This is a genomic window from Finegoldia magna, from assembly GCF_003182075.1.
GTDB classification, from domain to species: domain Bacteria; phylum Bacillota; class Clostridia; order Tissierellales; family Peptoniphilaceae; genus Finegoldia; species Finegoldia magna.
Genome location: NZ_QGTH01000009.1, coordinates 14,604 through 34,996 on the forward strand (window position 1 = coordinate 14,604; position 20,393 = coordinate 34,996).

Annotated in this window: 21 protein-coding genes and 1 tRNA gene; 14 read left to right on the plus strand and 8 right to left on the minus strand. The window is 33.1% G+C overall.

The features are described 5' to 3' along the window. Positions 1 to 8: 8 nt before the first annotated feature. Together DES33_RS04915 and DES33_RS04920 are read left to right on the plus strand one after the other, a co-directional pair. Entirely contained in the window at positions 9 to 767 is a 759-nt protein-coding gene (locus tag DES33_RS04915) for an ABC transporter permease (RefSeq protein ID WP_094205122.1), read from the plus strand. A 57-nt stretch (positions 768 to 824) separates the two neighbouring features. Next, positions 825 to 1,364: an isochorismatase family protein gene (locus DES33_RS04920; protein WP_110058264.1), complete on the plus strand. Its 540-nt coding sequence runs from the start codon at positions 825 to 827 to the stop codon at positions 1,362 to 1,364. A gap of 46 nt (positions 1,365 to 1,410) precedes the next feature. Here DES33_RS04920 and DES33_RS04925 read toward each other — a convergent pair whose 3' ends face one another. Both DES33_RS04925 and DES33_RS04930 read right to left on the minus strand, forming a co-directional pair. Next, positions 1,411 to 2,559: a CD0519/CD1768 family membrane protein gene (locus tag DES33_RS04925; protein ID WP_110058265.1), complete on the minus strand. Its 1,149-nt coding sequence runs from the start codon at positions 2,557 to 2,559 to the stop codon at positions 1,411 to 1,413. A 59-nt stretch (positions 2,560 to 2,618) separates the two neighbouring features. Continuing rightward, positions 2,619 to 3,395, minus strand: coding sequence for a TraX family protein (locus DES33_RS04930; RefSeq protein WP_110058266.1), 777 nt, complete (start codon positions 3,393 to 3,395; stop codon positions 2,619 to 2,621). Positions 3,396 to 3,477: 82 nt separating this feature from the next. Between DES33_RS04930 and DES33_RS04935 the strand changes: the two genes are divergently transcribed. After that, positions 3,478 to 3,816 carry an arsenic metallochaperone ArsD family protein gene (locus DES33_RS04935; protein ID WP_110058267.1) on the plus strand — a complete coding sequence of 113 codons (339 nt, stop codon included), beginning with the start codon at positions 3,478 to 3,480 and terminating at the stop codon, positions 3,814 to 3,816. A gap of 72 nt (positions 3,817 to 3,888) precedes the next feature. Here the strand turns inward: DES33_RS04935 and DES33_RS04940 are convergent, their stop codons facing one another. Further along, positions 3,889 to 4,578, minus strand: coding sequence for a gamma-glutamyl-gamma-aminobutyrate hydrolase family protein (locus tag DES33_RS04940; RefSeq protein WP_110058268.1), 690 nt, complete (start codon positions 4,576 to 4,578; stop codon positions 3,889 to 3,891). Positions 4,579 to 4,676: 98 nt separating this feature from the next. Here DES33_RS04940 and DES33_RS04945 point away from each other — a divergent pair. Next, positions 4,677 to 4,766, plus strand: a tRNA-Ser gene (locus DES33_RS04945). Positions 4,767 to 4,828: 62 nt separating this feature from the next. On the opposite strand, the gene DES33_RS04950 is transcribed toward DES33_RS04945, so the two are convergent. The 5 genes from DES33_RS04950 to DES33_RS04970 form a co-directional block, all read right to left on the minus strand. Beyond that, positions 4,829 to 5,740, minus strand: a complete 912-nt coding sequence (locus tag DES33_RS04950) for a DMT family transporter (protein ID WP_110058269.1) — start codon at positions 5,738 to 5,740, stop codon at positions 4,829 to 4,831. 134 nt (positions 5,741 to 5,874) lie between these two features. Further along, positions 5,875 to 6,819, minus strand: a complete 945-nt coding sequence (gene msrB / locus DES33_RS04955; protein WP_110058270.1) for a peptide-methionine (R)-S-oxide reductase MsrB — start codon at positions 6,817 to 6,819, stop codon at positions 5,875 to 5,877. A gap of 95 nt (positions 6,820 to 6,914) precedes the next feature. Next, positions 6,915 to 8,312, minus strand: a complete 1,398-nt coding sequence (locus tag DES33_RS04960; protein ID WP_002835815.1) for a radical SAM/SPASM domain-containing protein — start codon at positions 8,310 to 8,312, stop codon at positions 6,915 to 6,917. A 150-nt stretch (positions 8,313 to 8,462) separates the two neighbouring features. Then, positions 8,463 to 9,020, minus strand: a complete 558-nt coding sequence (locus DES33_RS04965) for a TetR/AcrR family transcriptional regulator (protein ID WP_110058271.1) — start codon at positions 9,018 to 9,020, stop codon at positions 8,463 to 8,465. A gap of 93 nt (positions 9,021 to 9,113) precedes the next feature. Further along, on the minus strand, positions 9,114 to 9,440 hold the full coding sequence (locus tag DES33_RS04970; RefSeq protein WP_002835813.1) for a carboxymuconolactone decarboxylase family protein: 327 nt from the start codon (positions 9,438 to 9,440) through the stop codon (positions 9,114 to 9,116). A 181-nt stretch (positions 9,441 to 9,621) separates the two neighbouring features. Between DES33_RS04970 and DES33_RS04975 the strand changes: the two genes are divergently transcribed. The 10 genes from DES33_RS04975 (at position 9,622) to DES33_RS05020 (ending at position 20,360) form a co-directional block, all read left to right on the plus strand. Continuing rightward, positions 9,622 to 10,575, plus strand: a complete 954-nt coding sequence (locus tag DES33_RS04975) for a phosphate ABC transporter substrate-binding protein (protein WP_110058272.1) — start codon at positions 9,622 to 9,624, stop codon at positions 10,573 to 10,575. A 62-nt stretch (positions 10,576 to 10,637) separates the two neighbouring features. Further along, entirely contained in the window at positions 10,638 to 11,504 is an 867-nt protein-coding gene (gene pstC / locus DES33_RS04980; protein ID WP_110058273.1) for a phosphate ABC transporter permease subunit PstC, read from the plus strand. Beyond that, positions 11,491 to 12,342, plus strand: a complete 852-nt coding sequence (locus DES33_RS04985; protein ID WP_110058274.1) for a PstA family ABC transporter permease — start codon at positions 11,491 to 11,493, stop codon at positions 12,340 to 12,342. Before pstC ends, DES33_RS04985 begins: the two co-directional genes overlap by 14 nt. Continuing rightward, positions 12,320 to 12,997 (plus strand): phosphate ABC transporter ATP-binding protein, encoded by a 678-nt coding sequence (locus DES33_RS04990; RefSeq protein ID WP_110058275.1) that lies wholly within the window; start codon positions 12,320 to 12,322, stop codon positions 12,995 to 12,997. The genes DES33_RS04985 and DES33_RS04990 overlap by 23 nt, the downstream gene beginning before the upstream one ends. Before the next feature lie 26 nt (positions 12,998 to 13,023). After that, positions 13,024 to 13,725 (plus strand): response regulator transcription factor, encoded by a 702-nt coding sequence (locus DES33_RS04995; protein ID WP_110058276.1) that lies wholly within the window; start codon positions 13,024 to 13,026, stop codon positions 13,723 to 13,725. A gap of 13 nt (positions 13,726 to 13,738) precedes the next feature. Next, positions 13,739 to 14,800, plus strand: a complete 1,062-nt coding sequence (locus DES33_RS05000) for a sensor histidine kinase (RefSeq protein ID WP_227930585.1) — start codon at positions 13,739 to 13,741, stop codon at positions 14,798 to 14,800. A gap of 119 nt (positions 14,801 to 14,919) precedes the next feature. Next, the gene (locus DES33_RS05005) at positions 14,920 to 17,079 is read left to right on the plus strand and encodes a hypothetical protein (RefSeq protein WP_110058278.1); all 2,160 of its coding nucleotides are present in this window, start codon (positions 14,920 to 14,922) and stop codon (positions 17,077 to 17,079) included. After that, positions 17,080 to 17,763 (plus strand): ATP-binding cassette domain-containing protein, encoded by a 684-nt coding sequence (locus DES33_RS05010; RefSeq protein WP_110058279.1) that lies wholly within the window; start codon positions 17,080 to 17,082, stop codon positions 17,761 to 17,763. 214 nt (positions 17,764 to 17,977) lie between these two features. After that, a complete protein-coding gene (locus DES33_RS05015; RefSeq protein WP_110058280.1) occupies positions 17,978 to 19,120 on the plus strand; it encodes a glycosyltransferase in 1,143 nt (380 codons plus the stop codon). Between the two features lie 13 nt (positions 19,121 to 19,133). Then, a complete protein-coding gene (locus DES33_RS05020; protein WP_110058281.1) occupies positions 19,134 to 20,360 on the plus strand; it encodes a nucleotide sugar dehydrogenase in 1,227 nt (408 codons plus the stop codon). Positions 20,361 to 20,393 lie beyond the last annotated feature (33 nt).

Genomic DNA, 20,393 nt, shown 5'->3' on the forward strand with positions numbered 1-20,393 from the left:
GGTTTGTTTTGGATAAGGTAAAGGAATTTATTCGAAAATATTGGATTACTGTGTTGATTTTCGTGTCATTAATAGTTGTGTATATATTTTTGACAGACAATCACATGGTCAATCCATACCTTTTTCCGAGTAAAGAATCGATAGCTCAAGCATTTCACGAAGACAAATCAGTTTTATTGATTAATATGTTTTCATCATTCGGTTTAATGATTCCATCCATAGTTTTATCGTTGATAATTGCGATAGGATTGGGAACATTGCTGGGAATGAGTGAAAGATTAAGAGAAATTTTACATCCTGTAATATATGCTTTTAGTGTTATTCCATCGATTTTGTTGTCACCATTTGTGTTGATGTTAGCTCCAAATTTGTGGTCTGCTTCATTGTTTTTGATAATTTATGGGACGGTGTGGACTACGATTTTTGCGACAATCACTGGAATAATGACAATTGACAAAAGATATTTGGACAAGGCGAAGACATTAGAAATCAAAGGATTTGATAAACTTGTAAAAGTTATTCTTCCAGCAGCAAGTCCTTCAATATTAGCAGGATTTGTAAGTTCGTTGAGAAGTACATTTGTAATGTTGGTTTACGCAGAAATGTACGGCTCCAAATACGGAATGGGATTTTTCGTAAAAAAATACACTGATTTTGGATTGTTTAATCATGCTTGGGTAGGATTTATATTTTTGGTTATAGTTTTAGTTGTTGTAATGCAAATATTTGAACTAATCAAAAAAAGAATTCTAAGCTGGACAATTTAAATCAAAGCGCGCTGTGTGGCGTGCTTTTTTTATGGTATGATAGTTTTGAGGTGAGATATGGAAAAGTTTAATGTGAACAAAGATGATATGATTATTTTGTTGATTGATTTGCAAGAAAAATTGGTGCCTGTTCTTCACGACAATGAATACGTGCTTAATCACACGAAGGCTGTGTTGGAGATGGCAAGAATTTACGACATTCCTGTGATTACGACACGTCAATATCCGAAAGGACTTGGAGATACTGTAGAATGTTTGAAAGAATACGAAACGAAGGTGTTCGACAAGGTAGATTTTACTGCAAAGCTTGATGATGTTATGAATGAAATCGAAAAAACTGGAAGAAAACAAATCGTAGTTGTCGGAGCGGAAACTCACATTTGTGTCTACCAAACGATACGTGATTTGATTGACGAATATAAAATGATTGTGCTGGAAGATTGCGTTACAAGCAGACGTGTTGAAAATAAAATGAATGCTATTCAAAATTTTAGAGAGATGGACTGTTTGGTAATCAATTCTGAAACGTTGATTTTCGATATTTTGAAAAGGGCGGGAAGTCCTGAATTTAAAACTTTGTCGAAACTAATCAAATAAAAAAACAAATCCAACTTTACTTACTGAAAAGCAAAGTTGGATTTTTTTATCCTAACAATAAATACAAGAAATGTGCGCTGATTCCAGCTGCTACTCCTCCAATTGTGTGTGAAAGAATTGCTTTTGGTGCGAGTTTTCTAGCGTTTAATGTGTCCATCATTCCAACATGTGTGGACAAATATCCAGACCAGCACATTCCAAGGGCTGTGAAAACAGCGATATCATTTCCGGTGATTAAATTTTTCTCCAATAATTTTGGAACGAGTCCAAGCGCTGCTCCGACACTTCCCAAAGCTGTAAGTGGAAATGCAATGCATTCTGATGAGGTGAATCCAAACAATGGTTTCAAAATGGGATTTAGCAATGCTCCAAGTTTTGGGATCAAACCAACTCCTTCGTAGGCTGCTCCAGTGTAGATTACAGTTCCATTTTCAACAGTTCCAGTTGATGTGAGTATCATAACCAAAGTACAAATCACAACTACTCCAGGAATAATATCCATCCCAGCTTGCACACCGGACTTTCCTCCTTCAAGTATTGAATTCAAAATTCTCTCCATCAAAGTCAAATCTTCTTTTTCATCTAAGATTTGTTCTTCTTCAAATTCCACTTGTTCATCAGTATCGGCGTAGAATTTTTTCGTAAAATGCATCATGATTCTTACAGAAACCACAGAACCCACGACTGCTCCCAAAACTCCAAGCGATGCCGCCTTGAAAAATTCCGTACCATTTCCAAGCGAAGACATAAAAGTCCACACGATAAATCCCATTCCGAATGATGTTCCCAAATTGCACAACGTAGGAAGCTGATAATTCTTGAAATATTTGGCAAATCCTTTGTCCTTTGCAAGTCCAATGATTGCCGGATTATCCGACAAAAAAGTCGTCAATATACCAAGCGCCGCAGCTCCAGGCAAATTGTAAAGTGGTTTCATTATAGGGCTTATGATTTTGTTGATTAGTGCAATAACTCCAAATTCGCTTAAAAGCTTGGACAACGCACCTGTTAAAACTGCGATTGCCATTATGAAAAACACAGTGTTAAGCAGCAAATCGTGCGCCGTTTTCATCAAAGTATTGAACATATTGCCAAGACCCATAACTTTTGCAATGTAGCCGAAAAGTCCGAAAACGACAGCGATTGTCACAAAAGATTCCAGTGAAATTTCACTTTGTTTTTTAGTTTTCTCCATAAAATTCTCCATTAAAAGTATAATATATAATTCTAATGTATTTCAGCTTAAAATTCAAACTATAACACGACATCTCTAATAAAACTAATCAGCAATAAATGTGTTGGATAGAAAATGTAGAATGCCCATTTGTTGATGTTGCCTTTTTTGCCGTTGTAAAAGTGAATGATGGGAATCGACAAATACACGAACAAATACATATACGCTTCGAAAAAATATCCGAAAAGTATCGCGATGTAAGTGTTTCTTCTGGAAGATGAGCCCAAATACAACAAAAACACAGCTAAAATTCCAAGCATAGAATAATCTGTGTGGTAGTAATTGGCGATTACACAGAAAATAGCAACGGAAATTAATTTTAAAATCGCCTTCACGAAATTTGATTGGTCGAACTTATCGATTTTTTCAACGATAAATATAAGACATGCAGAAAGTGCCAACGTGAAGAACACATTTTGGTGATAAAAATCGAACATTTCACCACTAATTGCCAAATCAAAAGGAATTTCTGAAATAATCGCAAACGAAAACAACCTTACGATGTATTTCTCCACGCTTCTAGTTAGAAACATTCCATTTACGATTAAAAATGCGAAAATCGGAAACGCAATTCTTCCGATAAAAAGCATTAACGCTCCTACTGTGACTCTCCAATCAGATGATGTGAGTGTCATCGTAGGATAAATGTTGAATTTTTGAAGCATATTGCATTGCACAATGTGACTGATAAGCATGGATATACAGGCGATTACTTTCAGCCCAGAACTTGATATTCCATTGTCTCTGTGCCAAATATCCAAATATTTTTGCCTTTGAGTTTCGTTTAAAAGTTGCATGATAATCTCCTTGAATTTGTTACAACTATTTTATCACAAATAAAGCACATTATTATCTGATATAATTATAATAGGTGATAATATGAAAATGATGATTTTTGAGAACAAAGTAGATGAGAATAATTTGTTCGAAAATGAAATGGATAATAGAAATTCTGTGATGTTGTCATTTTTCTTGCAACAATTGAAGACGAAAAAGGTCGTTATCGACAGGTTCAAATTAAACAAGAATCCCGAAATATTCGAACAACATGGTATTTCACAGAAAATTGATGACGGAATGAAACTTCCAATCACAGTTGTAGATGGAAAAGTTGTGCTTTCGGGAAGATATCCAAAAAGCTACGAAATATTGGATTTCCTTCACATCGACAGAAATATTTTCAACCAAGCTTATGTCAACGATAAGCGTAAATTCTGATAAGATTTGTTCCTAAGTTTTAGGAAAACAAAAAACCTGTGACAATCACAGGTTTACATAATATTTTTTAATTTATTTTATTGAATCCAAAAACATTTTGACAATTTCGTGTCCTTGAGCCAAAGTATCCAGCGCCATTTCGGGATGGTATTGCACTCCCAAGAAGAACTTCTTGTCCTTAACGTAGGCCGCTTCCACTATATCATCAGAAGATTTTTGTAACACTTCAAGCTTTTCTGCCACATCTTTGATTGCTTGATGATGAAGGCTATTTACATAAAATCTGTCGCCAAATTTTTCTTTGAACATTCCGTAATTTGTAACCTCGTGAACCAAATCATTGTAAGGTTTGTCTTGAGAGTGAATGATGGAGATGTCCTTTTGTTTTTCCAAATCTTGGTATAAAGTTCCGCCCAAATACACATTCATTATTTGTAGTCCACGGCAAATTCCCAATGTTGGAATGTCCTTTTTGTAGCAAATATCCATCAGATTAAACTCCAATTTGTCCCTAACATTTGATGAAATTCCACATTCCAAAATCTTGTCTTCGCTGTAATATGATGGAGCTACGTCAAGTCCACCTGTAAACACGATTCCGTCCAACCTGTCGACGATTTCTTCTAAGAATTTCCTATCGGAATTGAACGGAAGAATCACTGCGTAAGCTCCGTTTCTTTCGATAAGTTCAATGTATTTTCTAAGCATAAAAAGTCTGTTTTCTGCCACGTTATAAAGTGGTGTAAGTCCTATTATTTTCATATTTCCTCCAATTATATTTCAATATTATTATATCAAAGATAAAACAAAAACACATTTTTTGATTAAATCAACAAAAGTGCTATAATATTATTATATTTGGAGAAATATCGAAGTGGTCATAACGGGGCGCACTCGAAATGCGTTTGGGATTATTTCCCACGTGGGTTCGAATCCCACTTTCTCCGCCAAAACAAAGACAGATAGCTGTAATTAGCTATCTGTTTTTTAATTGGTACTTAAAAAGTACTATTTATTGTGCAGTTATTGTGTTCTTTTTCAAGAACGAAAGTTTTGTCTCGCTGACAAGAATCGCTGCGAATATGAATACAAATCCGATTACTGAGAAAACTGTCAATGATTCGATTCCGATAAGTACAGGAATTAAAATTCCAAATATTGACTCGAATCCCAAAATAATTGCAGCAGTAGATGGGTTTGTGTATTTTTGTCCGATGTTTTGAAGTAAAAGTGCAACGGCAGTACACATTACAGCTAAGTACAATAATTCCATCACAGATCTTGAAGTTACGACAAGATTTGAATTGTCTTCTACCACAATTGTAGTTATCCAAGATAACACAGCCGCCATTATAAATTGCAATATCGTCATGACGATAGGGTCACGGTCTCTTGCAAGGGCGCTTACTGCGATGATGTGCGATGCGAATAACAATCCGCTAAGTAAGGCCAGTAAATCTCCAAGCCATGCCAAAGGATTATCCACATGAGAACTTGATCCTGAAAGCGATATGAAAAATATTCCAGTTATACACAAAGCGGCTGCCGACAAATTATATCGGTCTGGTCTTTGCTTGAATACAATCCAACCCAAAAACGGTACGATTACGCAATAAGATGCAGACAAGAATCCGCTTCTACCAGGATCTGCGAATTTTACCCCCAAAGTTTGTGATGAATACGCCATGAACAAAAATATTCCTATCAAAAGTCCGTTTTTTATGTCGTCATATTTTGCTTGGCGAAGTCTCTTCCAGAAAATGATTGATAATAAAATAGCTGCCAACGTAAATCTTATCGCCAAAATAAAGTTGGGATTGAATGTTTTGGAAGATTGCTTAACCACAGTCAAAGAACTTCCCCAAAGGATAGCTACTATTAATAACGCTAATTTAGCAAGTAAATCTGATTTCTTTTTATCCATTTTTTCCTCCTCTTATTTAATTTCAGATATATTATCCCAGTTTTCGTGCGATTTGTAAACACCTAAAAAGCCCAATAAATTAATTTGCACACAAAAAAAAAGGAGGAACAGCATCCTCCTTGTGATTTTCCAATTTATACGAATGGAATATATTGTGAATATCCTTCTTCTTCCATTTTTTCTAATGGGACAAATCTCAAACTTGCACCGTTGATGCAATACCTAAGACCGCCTTTTTCACTAGGACCATCGTCGAACACATGACCCAAATGACTGTCAGCGTGTTTGCTTCTAACTTCAGTTCTAACTCTGGATAATTTGTGATCATCAGAATAATTTACAGAACTTGACGTAATAGTTTTCGTAAATGATGGCCAACCACAGCCCGCATCGTATTTGTCCTTTGAAGAAAATAACGGCTCACCACTTACGATGTCGACATAGATTCCTCTTTCATCAAAATCATTGAAGCTCGATGTGTGAGGGCGTTCAGTCGCTTCGTTTTGAGTAACTCTGTAACTCACATCGGAGAGATTTTGTTTCAATTCTTCATCGGACATTTTCCTGTATTCAGTCGTATCCAAATCCTCATCAAAAGCATTCAGATTGATGTGACAATATCCACCAGGATTTTTGTCCAAATAATCTTGGTGATAATCTTCTGCCAACACAAAATTTTCTAATCTTTCAACCAAAACAGTTAGCTTTTCATCGTATTTTGATTGAATGTAATTCACAACAGAATTGATTATTTCCAAATCTTTTTCATCTTCGTAGAAAATTCCAGTTCTGTATTGTTCGCCAACATCGTTTCCTTGCTTATTCACAGAAATTGGATTGATAATTCTGAAATAATGAAGTAAAATTTCAGCCAAATCCAACCTGTTTTTATCATAAACAACTCTCACTGTTTCTGCGTGATGAGTTTGTTTTGCTCTTCTATAATCAGTGTCTGTTCCTTCGCCATTTGCATAGCCTGTGTCAGTGTCTATTACACCTTGTAATTTTTTGAAATAAGCTTCAACTCCCCAAAAACATCCACCAGCTAAATATATCGTACTTTTTTCAATAAATCTCATATTACACCTCTTACAAAATTATACCCAGTTAAATATTTTTTATTCAAAAAAATTTGGCATACAAAAAGCAGCTTATTAAAAGCTGCTCATTGAAATTATTTTGATTTCATTGTTTCTTGGCGATTCATTGTGTGATATGAACCTTTGAATCTTTCCTTCTTAGGACTCTTGTCCCAGATTTCTTCTGCTTCAACTTCCCAGTTTTTCGCATATTCATCGCAGTTACCACAAAGTGAATCTACAGTTTGTTTAGATTCCAAATCAGTAGATTTTGCATCAGTGCTATGAACCATTTCTCTAAGTTCGTTTGGATTTTCAAGCATTGGGCAAGGCATCAACATATTATCGTTGAATGGTTGACCGTCGTGATATTTTGTAAATAGGGGAGCTCTCAAACAATCCAACAAAGATTTTTCTCTGATATTTGAATCGCTGTAGTGAATGAAAACACAAGGTTCTACATCGCCGGATGCATTAATGTGAAGATATCTTCTTCCACCTGCAATACAGCCACCAACATATTCAGCATCGTTTTGGAAATCCAATGCGAATAATGGTTTTTCAGCTCTATATTTTCTTAGTCTTTCGATAGTTTGTTTTCTTTGTTCAGGAGTAGGTAGTAAATCAGTTACAGCAGCATTTCCAACTGGCATATAGTGGAAGTACCACACAAAATACGCCCCTAACTCTATTAGGTAATCGTAGTATTCTTCGCTTGTAATTGAATCAAAGTTTTGTGAAGTATAGCAACAAGAAATACCGTAAATCAAATGACGTTCTTGTAGCATCTTCATTGCTTTGATTACTTTTTTATAAACACCTTCTCCACGTCTACCGTCAGTTGCTTCTTCAAAACCTTCAAGTGAAATCGCAGGAATGAAATTACCAACTCTTTGCATTTCGTCTACGAAATCTTCGTCAATCAAAGTTGCATTAGTAAATGATAAGAATACACAGTCGTTGTGTTTTTCACACAATTTAATCAAATCATCTTTACGCACAAGAGGTTCACCGCCTGTGTATATGTACATGTAAGTTCCCAATTCTTTTCCTTGAGTGATGATAGAATCAATCTCATCATAGCTTAAATTTTGTTTGTAGCCGTATTCAGCAGCCCAACATCCAGTACATTTTAAGTTACATGCAGATGTAGGATCCAACAAAATCGCCCATGGAATATTACAATTGTATTCTTCTCTGTATTTTTGTTGAGTTTGCCATCCCAAAACAGACGCATTCATAAAAAAGTTATACGCTACTTTTTTTATTTGTTTTTTGTCAACTTCTTGGAAAATTTTCATCACAAAACTATGGTAAGGGTGATTTTCGTCTTCGAAAACTTCCCTTATAATTTTAATTTGAGGCGAAAAATCTCCGTGAGAAAGGTTTTCTGCCCATTCGACTAATTGTACCCCTCGTTTTTGAGGATCCTTCGCAACATAATCGAATACCTTATCAAATCCATATCTTTTTCCAGCTTCTATAATTTTCATATAACCACCTTTTCATATATTAAAATTTTTAGAACTATCCTATTAGATATATCTCTTAACTTCATTGTATCTCAAACGTTAATCAAAGTCTTTGGACAAAAGGGTGTATTTGCCTAAAATTCTAACAAAAATGAAAAAAAATCTAAAAAATTAATTCATTTTACTCCTAGTTAATGAAGATTTAACAGTATCTTTTAATAAAAATCCTATCCTTTTAATCTTCTTCTCGATATCCTCATCCATTCCTGAAGTTAGCCATCTGATAATTAAATCCGTAATCGCACTTTGGAAAAATTTAATAATAATCTCCTTGTCATCCTTTTTAGCGTGAATTTCCTTGTCCACATTTTCTATGTAGTTTCTCATAATTTGTCCTGATTTATTGTACAAATAATCAGACAGTGTTTTTCTGGAAATAGAATTGTAAATGTGGAAAATCGCGGTTTTGTTATCAATAGCAAACTGCATTTCTTCGATAAAACTATCCTCCCAAGAAATATTATCCGATTCATTCAACACTCTCTTAAGTCTTATTTCAAAAATCGTGTCTATGATTTGATTCAAATCTTTGAAATGATAATAAATAGTGTTTCTGTTGATTCCACATTCTTCAGCTAGTTTTCCCACCGTAATTTTATTCAGAGGCATCCTGTTGAGAAGATTGATTAAATTTTCCATTATCATTTTCTTCGTATAATCCGCGTTCATAAACTCCCCCTTTAAACATAATCATATTCCAAATCCAGAAAAATTTCCACCAAAAAAACTAGCTGCACATGGCTTGCAGCTAGTCAATCGTAATTATTTTAATAATTCTTCAGCAATTCTCAAAGATTTTCCAGCATAAACTGTAGCAGGGCCACCACCCATAGCAACGCAAACTTCCATCATTTCTGAGATTTCTTCGATTGTACAACCTGCATCAATACATCCTTTAGTGTGATGAACGATACATCCGTCGCATTTTACAGTAATTCCGATTGCAAGAGCTATCAATTCTTTTTCCTTCAAAGATAATTTTCCGTCTTTAAAAATTTCTCCACACATACCAGAGAAATTCTTAGCTACATCTGGTAAATGTTCTCCAAATAATTTTGAGTTTTCAGCCAATACTTCTTTACTATCCATAAATTACCTCCTATTTTTTAGACAATTTGCATTGCCTTGTTAATATAATCTTATCAAATACGACGTACAAAATCTTAATTATAGAATAATTCAATAAATGATGGGAGATTTATAGCGTTTTCATATAAATAAAAATAAAGTTTATGTGATATAATATAACTATAAAATTTAGGAGGGTAATATGAAAAAGTTTTACAAATTATTAGTTTTGATGATGGTTATGGCGATAGGATTCACAGGCTGCGCCAACAATTCTGACAAAACTAATTCTAATGAAAAAACCGCAGAAAAAACAGAATCGAAAGAATCAAAAGAAGATTCAAAAGCAAAGGAAAATTACGAAATCAGCTTCAGTGGTTCATCTACTTTAGCGCCTGTTATCAGCAAGATTTCAACAACTTTTATCGAAAAGAATGTAACTTGGGACAAGGTTGATTCTTCATTACCAGACAAGAACATTACAATTTATGTATCAGCTGGTGGATCTGGTGCAGGAGTAAAGGCTGTGTTGGATAACGTTGCAAACTTCGGAATGTTAGCGCGTGATGTAAAAGACAAGGAAAAAGAAAAAGTTAAAGACTACAAAGAATACAACTTGGGACTAGACGCATTGACACTTGCTGTTAATCCAAAAAATAATGTAATTGCAGCAAAACAAGGAAATTTAACTAAGGAAGAAATAGTAAAGATTTTCTCTGGAGAATACAAAAAATGGAGCGATGTCGATCCATCACTTCCACAAGAAGATATCGTAGTTGTAACTCGTGATTTGAGCGGCGGTGCACACGAAGTATTCCAAAAGAAAGTAATGAAGGATGTAAAAGTTAGACAAGATGCAATCCAAGCACCAACTATGGGAGCTTTGGTTTCTAAGATTATCGAAAATCCAAACGCAATTGGATACGCATCATTTGGTATCGCAAATCAAAACAAAGGCAAATTAATTCCTTTGAAAGTTGATGGAGTAGAACCTACTGAAGAAAATATTTTGAACAAATCATATTATATTTCAAGACCTTTAATCATTATGAAGAGCGGTGATTTGACAAAAACAGAACAACTTTTCATAGATTATCTAAACTCAAAAGAAGGTAAGGAAACTATAAAAGATATGGGATTCATTCCTAACAAATAAATTCAAAAGCAAAGTGATATCACTTTGCTTTTTGTACATAATAGCAAAGTTGAGGGGTCGTTATGAGAACAAAAAACAACATATTTAAAACTTTGGTGTATATTTTTGCTTTCTTATCTATAGCTTTATTAATGATACTGATAGGATTTATGTTCAAAGAATCACTTCCTTTTTTCAAACAATACAGTGTGAATAAGTTTTTGTTTGGGAATTTGTGGGATTCGATGGATGGAAGTTTCGGAGCATTCAATATAATTCTGGCAAGTTTTTGCATTGCACTGTTGGCTTGTGCATTTTCATTTCCAATTAGCTACGGATTGTCGCTTATGATTGTGTTTTACACGAATAATAAAGTGAAAACTTTAGTGAGTTGGATAATCAGAATTCTTGCGGGAATTCCTTCGATTATTTACGGATTTTTCGGATTGTTTGTAATCGTGAAATTTTTCGAGAAAAACTTCAAAATGGCAGCAGGAGAATCGGTATTTGCAGGAAGTGTAATATTATCCATAATGATTTTGCCGTATTTTGTGGAAGTGTTGACTGAAACTTTTGAAAAGATAAAACAAAAATACCAAAGACAATCGGACTGTTTTGGAATTAGCAAGGAATATTTCATCAGAAAAATCGTACTCAAACAAAGTCTTAAAAGTGCATTCAGTAGTTTCGTACTTGCATTTTCAAGAGCAATTGGAGAGACTATGGCAGTAATGATGGTGATAGGAAACGCACCGATATTTCCGAAATTTTTCTCGAAAGCAGAGACTATCGCTTCATTAATTGCGCTGGAAGTGGGAATGAGTGAAGCGGGAAGTTTGCACTATCACGCGCTTTATGCAAGTTCATTCGTGCTTTTGGTTTTCGTGATTATACTGGATATAATACTTTTTGTGACTAAAAAGAGGACTAATAATTATGACGAAGTTTAAGGATTTTTTGATTAAATTGTGGGTGTACTTATCATTTGCAGTAGTGTTTTTCTTCGTGTTCAAGATTTTTTATTTTTTAATTTCTAGGGGGATATCGTCTGTTAATTTAGAATTTCTGACACAAAATCCTCAAGGACTTCCTCTTGGAACTACGGGTGGAATAAAATCCAGCATAATTGGATCTTTTTGGTTGATGATAATTGCAATGGGAATTTCAACATTATTGGGTGTTTTTTGTGCGATTTACAGAGTTTTCTATTGTAAATCTGAAATTTTGAAATCAGTGATTTCGTTAATAATACAATGCATCGCATCCATTCCTTCAATAATAATTGGAATGTTTGTGTACGGATTTTTCATAGTAACACTTAACATATCCAAAAGTTTACTCACAGCATCCATCGCACTTTCGTTGATTGTGTTTCCATTTGTCGAAGTGAATATCGAAAAATCAATAGCAGAAATCAACAAAAACACAATCAAAGACAGTTTTTCTCTTGGAATTGACAAGACATATATGATAAGAAAACTAATAATGCCAATGATTTCTAGAAATATCATAACGATTTCGCTATTGGCAGGAAGTTATGCGATAGGAGCGACAGCGCCACTTCTACTCACAGGAGCGGTGTTCATGAATAATTCCGTTGGATTGTTCAAGCCAGTAACAGCGCTGCCTTTTCATTTGCACATGCTACTTAGCCAATCAATCGCAATCGAGAAAGCCTACGCGACGGCTTTGGTGCTTATTATGATATTGATAATTCTACACATATTAGCTTATGTGGTGCTAGTATTTTCGGGAGGTAAAATAGTTGAGCATATTACAAATAAATAACCTAGATATATCCTACAAAGAAAAAAACATATTGAAAAATGTGAATTTGACAGTTGAAGAAAACGAAATAATCAGCATAATGGGAAATTCTGGATCGGGCAAATCGACATTCTTGTCTTGTTTGAACGGATTTTTGACAGAAAATGGTGGACAATATTCTGGACAAATTTTATTCGACGGGAAAGACATCTCACAATACAAATTGATTGATTTGAGAAGACAAATCTCAATGCTGTTTCAAGATTCCACAGTATTTGACATGTCTATCGAAAAAAATCTCACATATACATTGGAATATTTTTTAGGCAAAAATTACGACAAAAAATCAAAAATAGAACAAATACTCAAAAGCGTGAACTTGTACGAAGAATTAAAAGATAATCTTAAAATGAATGCCAACAAACTATCTGGAGGACAAAAACAAAGACTTTGTATCGCCAGAATGCTCACGACAAATCCAAAAATATTAATATTTGATGAACCTTGCTCATCTTTGGATTTGCAAAACACATTGGCAATAGAAAATCTTTTGAAAAACTTGTCGCAAAACTACACCATCATAATTTCAACCCATAATACAGACCAAGCAAAAAGAATTTCTGATAGAATTCTTTTCATTGAGGATAAAAAACTGGTTGAACACAATGAAATATAATAAAAGATTTAAGGACGAGAGAAAATATGAGAATTATGGTAGTTGAAGATGATATTGATTTATCAGAATTAATTAAGATGTATTTGATTCCAGAAGGATGGGAGATAGATATTTTTCATACAGGTAAAAAAGCAGTAGAAAGTTTCGATCAAAATCACTATGATTTAATATTATTGGACTTATTGCTTCCAGATATTAATGGATTTGAGATATGCAAACAAATACGAGAAAAATCTACAATTCCAATAATTATGCTGACGGCTTTGGAAGATTCGATTCATAAAGTGCAAGGATTAAACATGGGTGCAGATGACTATATCATAAAACCATTTGATCCAACAGAATTAGTCGCTAGGATTAAATCCAATCTTAGAAGAAGTTATGAATTTTCTGCTGTAAAATCTGTAAACGATGAAGGACGCGAACCTGACGAACTAGTTGTAGGAAATTTGCGTTTAAACAGAAAAACTCATAAAAGCTTTTACAATGAAATAGAAATAACTTTAACGCCGAAAGAATTCGAAATTTTGTGGCTGTTGATGGAAAAACCTGATGATGTTCATAATATGGACGAAATACATTATAGAATATGGAAAGATGAAGTGCTATCAACAGAGGTAAATCCTGTTATGGTGCATATAAGAAGAATACGAAGTAAATTTGAAAAACATGGAATAAGTTCAATAATAAAGACAATTTGGGGAGTGGGGTATAAGATTAATGCGTAAAGGAAATTCATATATGAAGAGAATTATTCTAAGTCAATGTTTATGGATAGCTGTTGTCATTTTTCTTACATTTGTTTTTCATAGATTAATCGATAGTTTGATAATTTATAATATCGATACAGAAGCGGAGTTAAGTCCAATATATAAGATTTATTTTGGATTTGGTAATTATTTTTTCATTATGCTAGGGGTAATCTTCATAATCATCGGATGCTTTTATATTCAGAATAAAGAATTCGAAAAATATCGCGGGTATTTTGAATCTGGAATTAAATATATTAAAGGCGAAATCCCTGCTATTGGAGAATTCCATGAATCTTTATCTAACGAAAGAATAGATTTCATTAATATTCGAAAACTTATATTAGAAATGGAAAACAATTATGAACTAGCATATAAGGAAAAAACAGATTTACTAACATATTTAGCACATGATATTAAAACACCTCTATCAAATTTATTAGGATATTCTACTTTGCTTTACGATGAAGATAATTTAACTGATGAACAGCAACGAAAGTTTATAAAAGTTATCTACGAAAATGTGAAATCATTAAATAGTTTGAGCGAAGATTTCTTTTCTTATTTGAAATTTAACTTAAATGAAATTCCTATTAATATTAAGAAATTTGATGTCGAACTATTCTTAAAACAATGGGAAGAAGAAAGAAAAACATTAGTAAACGATAATGTTTTGGATATTAGATTTGCAAATACTTCTGGTAAAGAAATTAATACAGACCCTGAATTACTCGTGAGAATTTTGGATAATTTGGTATCGAACGCGACCAAATACTCAAAAAAGGGTACAACCATAATTGTTGAAGTTGAGATAAAGGATAAATCATTAAATTTGACGGTTAAAAATGAAGTCGAAAATGATTTGAACGTAGATTGGAAATTGGTGAAAAATAAATTTTATCGCGGAGATATGTCACGAAATCGCTTAAAAAATAGTGGGTCTGGAGTTGGACTTACAATTGTGAATGATATTGTGACACATTTGAATGGAGAATTTGAAGTGTGCAATAAAGATAATTGGGTAATTGCAAATGTAAACATTCCGGTTTATTAAAAAAGAAAGAAAAAAGCAAGATTTTATACAAAAAAACTTAATCTCTTATTTTGAAGACTAACCTATAATGAATTTATAAGGTTAGTTTTTTATTGGCAAGTCATAAGGGGGGATAGTTTATGAAAAAAATAATACGCTTATTGACATTTTTGTTGATTTTTGCTGTGGGGTTAGGATTTTTCTCTTACAAAGATTCACGTTTGATGGAGTTTTTTATAAGAGAGTTCGACACTACTGTGAATATAACCACTAATCCACAAAATACTGAAAAAAACATTCTTGAAATTCAAAAAATTGCTAAGAAAAACAAAATTAGTTTCATAAAAGAAGTTTACAAACCTAAAAACTCATTAAAAGAAAAACAGAAAATAAATATATTTGTTTATCTTGATGATGCGAGGTGGTTTAAGAAATCATTTAAGAACATTGATATCGATGAAAATTACAACGGAATTAATAGATTCAAAAATGTAACCGAGCACAGCATTTTAACAAGCAAGGAAGTTGATTTTATTGAATATTCTAAGATTGAAAATCACACTTTTAATGGAGATTATCACATTAAAGGAACGCCTTCTAATATTGGGAAATTTATCGACGAATTAAATGGTAGAAAAGAATTGGAAATTGATGCTACAATTGACAAATCTTTTTCGGTTGCTAGTGAAATCACACAAAAACAAGCCATATTATACGCGATGCTTATTTTAATAATTGTTTTTGCTTTGGCGTTCAGCGTTGTAATTTACAATTCATCACTTTCCAAGGAAATATCTATAATTTCTCTATTGGGTCACGATAAATTGAGTTTTTGCTGTAAGAAGGCGATGAATTTGTTGAAAATTCCAATATTGATTTCGCTGATAGGAATGTTTGGCGTTTTGTTTTATTTGACAAACCCAGACTCAATAATCAGATTTTTAGTAGCTATCAAACAAATATTCATATTGCTTTTATTAATCGGAATTTTATTGACACTAATGTATTTTCTTATGCTTTACTTTAGAGTTAAGAATGTTAGCACTATTTCGTGGCTAAAAGGCTACAAGAAAAGATATAAAACAAGTCCTGCGATTTTTAAAGTAATTTCATTGTCTATTGTCTTGTATCTTTTAACAGTAACTGTGTTTGGGCTGAATGACTACCTCACTTCTACATCATATTTTGATGCGTGGGAAAAATCGAAGAATTATGCAAATGTAGCTTGTGCATGGCCGTGGACTTATGTTCAAAATGATGAAAAATTTGAAGAAATAGTCGCACCAAAGTTAAGTAGTTTGTGGGATGAATTGGATTCTAAAGGGGCAATACTTTTCTTCGCGCCAAATATTCAATATGAAAATGATGATGAATATTTAAATAAACAGGCTTTTAAAGGTAGGTATGCTTATATTAACAAGAATTATGTTGAAATAAACAACTTAGTTGATTCACAAAATAATCCACTGACGACTCATACGCCAAATTCTGATGAATGGATTGTATTTGTTCCCGAAAATATTACAATAACGGAATTTGACAAGCAAAATATAAGAAAATCACATATTTTTAATTGCGTGAATCAAAAAGACGATGTCAGTGAGAAATACATCAAAATCAAGAAAAAGCAGTATGTTTTTACGTTTGATTGCCAGCAAAATATAATTAGTCCAGATATATTTAATTATGTTTTGGTTATGGTAAATGGCAAAGAATTAGCACCTACTAGAGAGATTAAAATACCGTCACTGGTTAACGGCAAGTTTCATCCCTACATCCCAAATCCGAATAAGGGCTATGATTATTTAAAACCAGCCATTCAAAAAACACAATCATCTGACTATATACTTTTCGTCACGAGCGTATATGACGAAGTCGTTGAAAAAATAGAAATGTATAAAACAGAAACGACCATATATTTTTTAGGATTTTTGCTATCGGTTTTAATATTGTTTGTAACGATAAAAATAGATGAAGAATCATATTTTTATAATTATGGACAAAAAATCCACGTCTCCAGATTGCTTGGGTATGATTTTAAATCTATTCATAAAACTAAAATACTTCAGATTATAGTTGGATTTATCGTAAGTGTTATTATTTGTTATATGATAATACTATTCACGATATATTTTAGAAACTTTGAGTTTTTTGAACCAAGAGATGGATGGAGTTTAAGAAAATTATTAATTTGTCTAATAATGTCAATTATTAGTGCTATTATTTGTTTTATATATGAAATTATTAACGTAAAAAAGAACGAAAAAAGTTTAGTGAGAAAGATAAAGGAAGGTAATTAAATGAATATTGATAAACCTCAAATATCATTGAAAAATATATCGAAAAAATATGGGAACCATAAAATATTAGAAAATATTAATCTTGACATTTATGAAGGAGATTTTATTTGCATTTTTGGTAAAAGTGGTGGTGGCAAGACAACGCTATTAAATATAATCGGAACGCTAGAAGAATATGATGAAGGGGAATTGATTTGCTTTTCTAAACATAATCCAATTAGAAATGGAAAAGAATCTGAACTTTTACGAAGGTATAAAATAGCATATCTTTTTCAAAACTTTGCTTTAGTTGATAATATGACAGTTCAAGAAAATTTGAATTTGGCAGTAAAATACAGCAGAAGTACAGATAAAAAATCAATTATAAAAAAAGCTCTTATGAATATGGGAATAGAAGACAAGCTTAAATCAAAAATATTTGAATTATCAGGTGGAGAGCAGCAAAGAGTAGCTCTTGCGAGAAATATGATTAAGCCATACGAAATAATGTTAGCAGACGAACCGACAGGATCGTTAGATAGTGAAAATAAAAAGATAGTAATTGATACACTTGTAAAACTAAACAAATTGGGTAAAACTATAATTGTAGTAAGCCATGATAAAGAATTTGAAAAAATTGCACATAAAAATTTTATTATCGAAAACGGCAAACTGAAACAGCTAGAATTTGCTGTGGAGAAATAATAGAATATTTGGGATTATAATATCAGGTTATTATTTCGAGGATCTGATACACAAAACTTTTCACATACTTCAATTATCCTACTTGCTAGTTAAGCAGGTAGGATTTTTTGATTTCAATCCCTAAGAAATTCTAAAGATTACAGAAAACATAAGCAAATTTAGTGAAGTTGTGATATAATTTTAACTGTTAAATATATTAATAGGATGATGAAAAATGGAAAAATCAAATCAAAAAAAATACACTTTTTTGATTAATACGACACCACCTCCAAGGCTTATAAAGAGAATGGATCTTGTAAAAGAAAAGTTCGATTTGTATGCTATTTGTTGGGACAAAGGTGGAGATGAAAAATATGATTTCAAGCGTGATTTTTGCAAGAAGGAAATAATCAACATAGATGCTGACAACAGTAACCCTATGAAAAGGCTTATTCCAACTTACAAATTCTCACAAAAAGCTTATAAAATATTGGAGAGAATTAAACCGGATTTAATTCACGTTCAAAGTTATGATATGCTAGAGATAGCTACGAAATACAAGAAAAACAACGACGACAAGGTTAAGATTATATACGAAGTACCGGATATTCACAGATATTTGACTGACGACAAGAAGAATTTCCCTATGAATATTGTGTCTTCTGTTTTGAAAAAAAGAGAGAACAATATGCTTTCATTCGTGGATTTGATGATTGTGACTAGTATGAAATTCTGGGAACATTTTGAAGGAAAATACAGCAAGGATAATTTGGTTTTCATGCCCAACATTCCAAATTTGGAATTATTCAGAGATTATGATAAGTTAAGGGTGAAAAACCAGCACGATACTTTCACTGTAGGATACATCGGTGGGCTAAGATATTTGAACGAATTGAAAAAGCTTACGAAAGCTATGGACGGTTTGGGAATGAATCTGATGATGGCAGGTTTCGAGAGTGGAACTTACTTCAAAGAACTTGCTGAAACGAAAGATTTCATTGAATATCGTGGCAAATTTTACTATGACGATGATATTGCAGAGCTTTATTCGAAATGCGACTGCATATTCTCAGTGTACGATGCGTCGATGAAGAATGTTAGGATTGCACTTCCGAACAAATTATACGAATCCATTCACGCAGAGCTTCCTATAATTGTCGCAAGGGACACTTATTTGTCGGAGGTTGTGAACGAATGGAATGTGGGAGTTGCGGTTGATCACGAATCAGATGAGGAAATGAAAAATGTTTTGCTCAAACTTAGAGATGACCAATCATTCTACCACACGCTTCAAGAAAACTGCAGAAAAATGCAATCAGAATTGAATCCACAAAAAAATAACGAAAGATTATTAAATAGAATAGAAAATTTATTTTAAAGGAGAGAATATTATGATTAATGTAATTGGTTTAGGTTACATAGGTCTACCTACAGCGTTGATGCTATCAACATCAGGCAATAAGGTAGTAGGAACAGATATTAAAGAAGAAGTAATTGACAAATTAAAGCATAAAGAATTAACTTTCGAAGAAAAAGGAATGGATGAGCTTTTCGAAAAAGCTTTGAATTCAGACATCACTTTTTCATTAAAACCAGTGTCCACTTCTTTCTATATTATTACAGCACCAACTCCATACGATCCTGTATCTAAGAAATTGGATTGTTCCTATGTAGTGAAAGCTGTGGAATCAGTGTTGGAACCTGCAGAAGAAGATGCGATTATAGTTGTTGAATCAACAGTTTCACCGGGAGCTATCGATACTTACGTTAGACCTGTTGTAGAAGAATATATCGAAAAATCAGGCAAGAAATTAAACTTGGTTCACGCTCCAGAAAGAATTATCCCTGGCAATATGGTTTACGAATTGGAACACAACGCTAGAACAATTGGCGCTGACGATCCAAAATACGGCGAAAAAGTTAGGGAAGTGTACTCAACTTTCTGCAAAGGTGAAATCAATCTAACTAACATCAAAACTGCTGAAATGACAAAGGTTGTTGAAAATACATTCAGAGACATCAACATTGCATTTGCGAATGAATTGGCTAAGATTTGTCGCCAAGGTGGACTTGATGTCAACGAAGTTATCAGAATTTCCAACAAACACCCAAGAGTTAACATACTTTCACCAGGACCTGGTGTAGGTGGACATTGTATTTCAGTTGACCCATGGTTTTTAGTTGGAGATTATCCACTTCTTACTGAAATAATCTACAAAGCTCGTCAAATCAACGATTCAATGCCAGAATATGTTCTTAAACGTGCTTACAATATTATGCAAGAAAACAACTTAAAAGATTTTTCAAGAGTTGGTATTTATGGATTGACTTACAAAGAAAATGTAGACGATGTCAGAGAATCTCCAACACTTCAATTGTTACAACACCAAAAAGAACATTTGGGAGATGGACTAAAAGTTTACGATCCAATGGTGAAAAGAGAAGTTGTGGAAAATCAATACCACGATTTGAACAAATTCTTAGACGATGTTGATTTCGTAATCGTGATGATTGGTCACGATGAAATCAGAGAAAACATGGATGTATTAAAAGACAAAGTTGTACTTGATACAAGAAACATCGATGTTGATAACAAATACAATTTCTACAAATTATAAAACAAATCAAAGGGCGCTAATATTTGCAGCGCC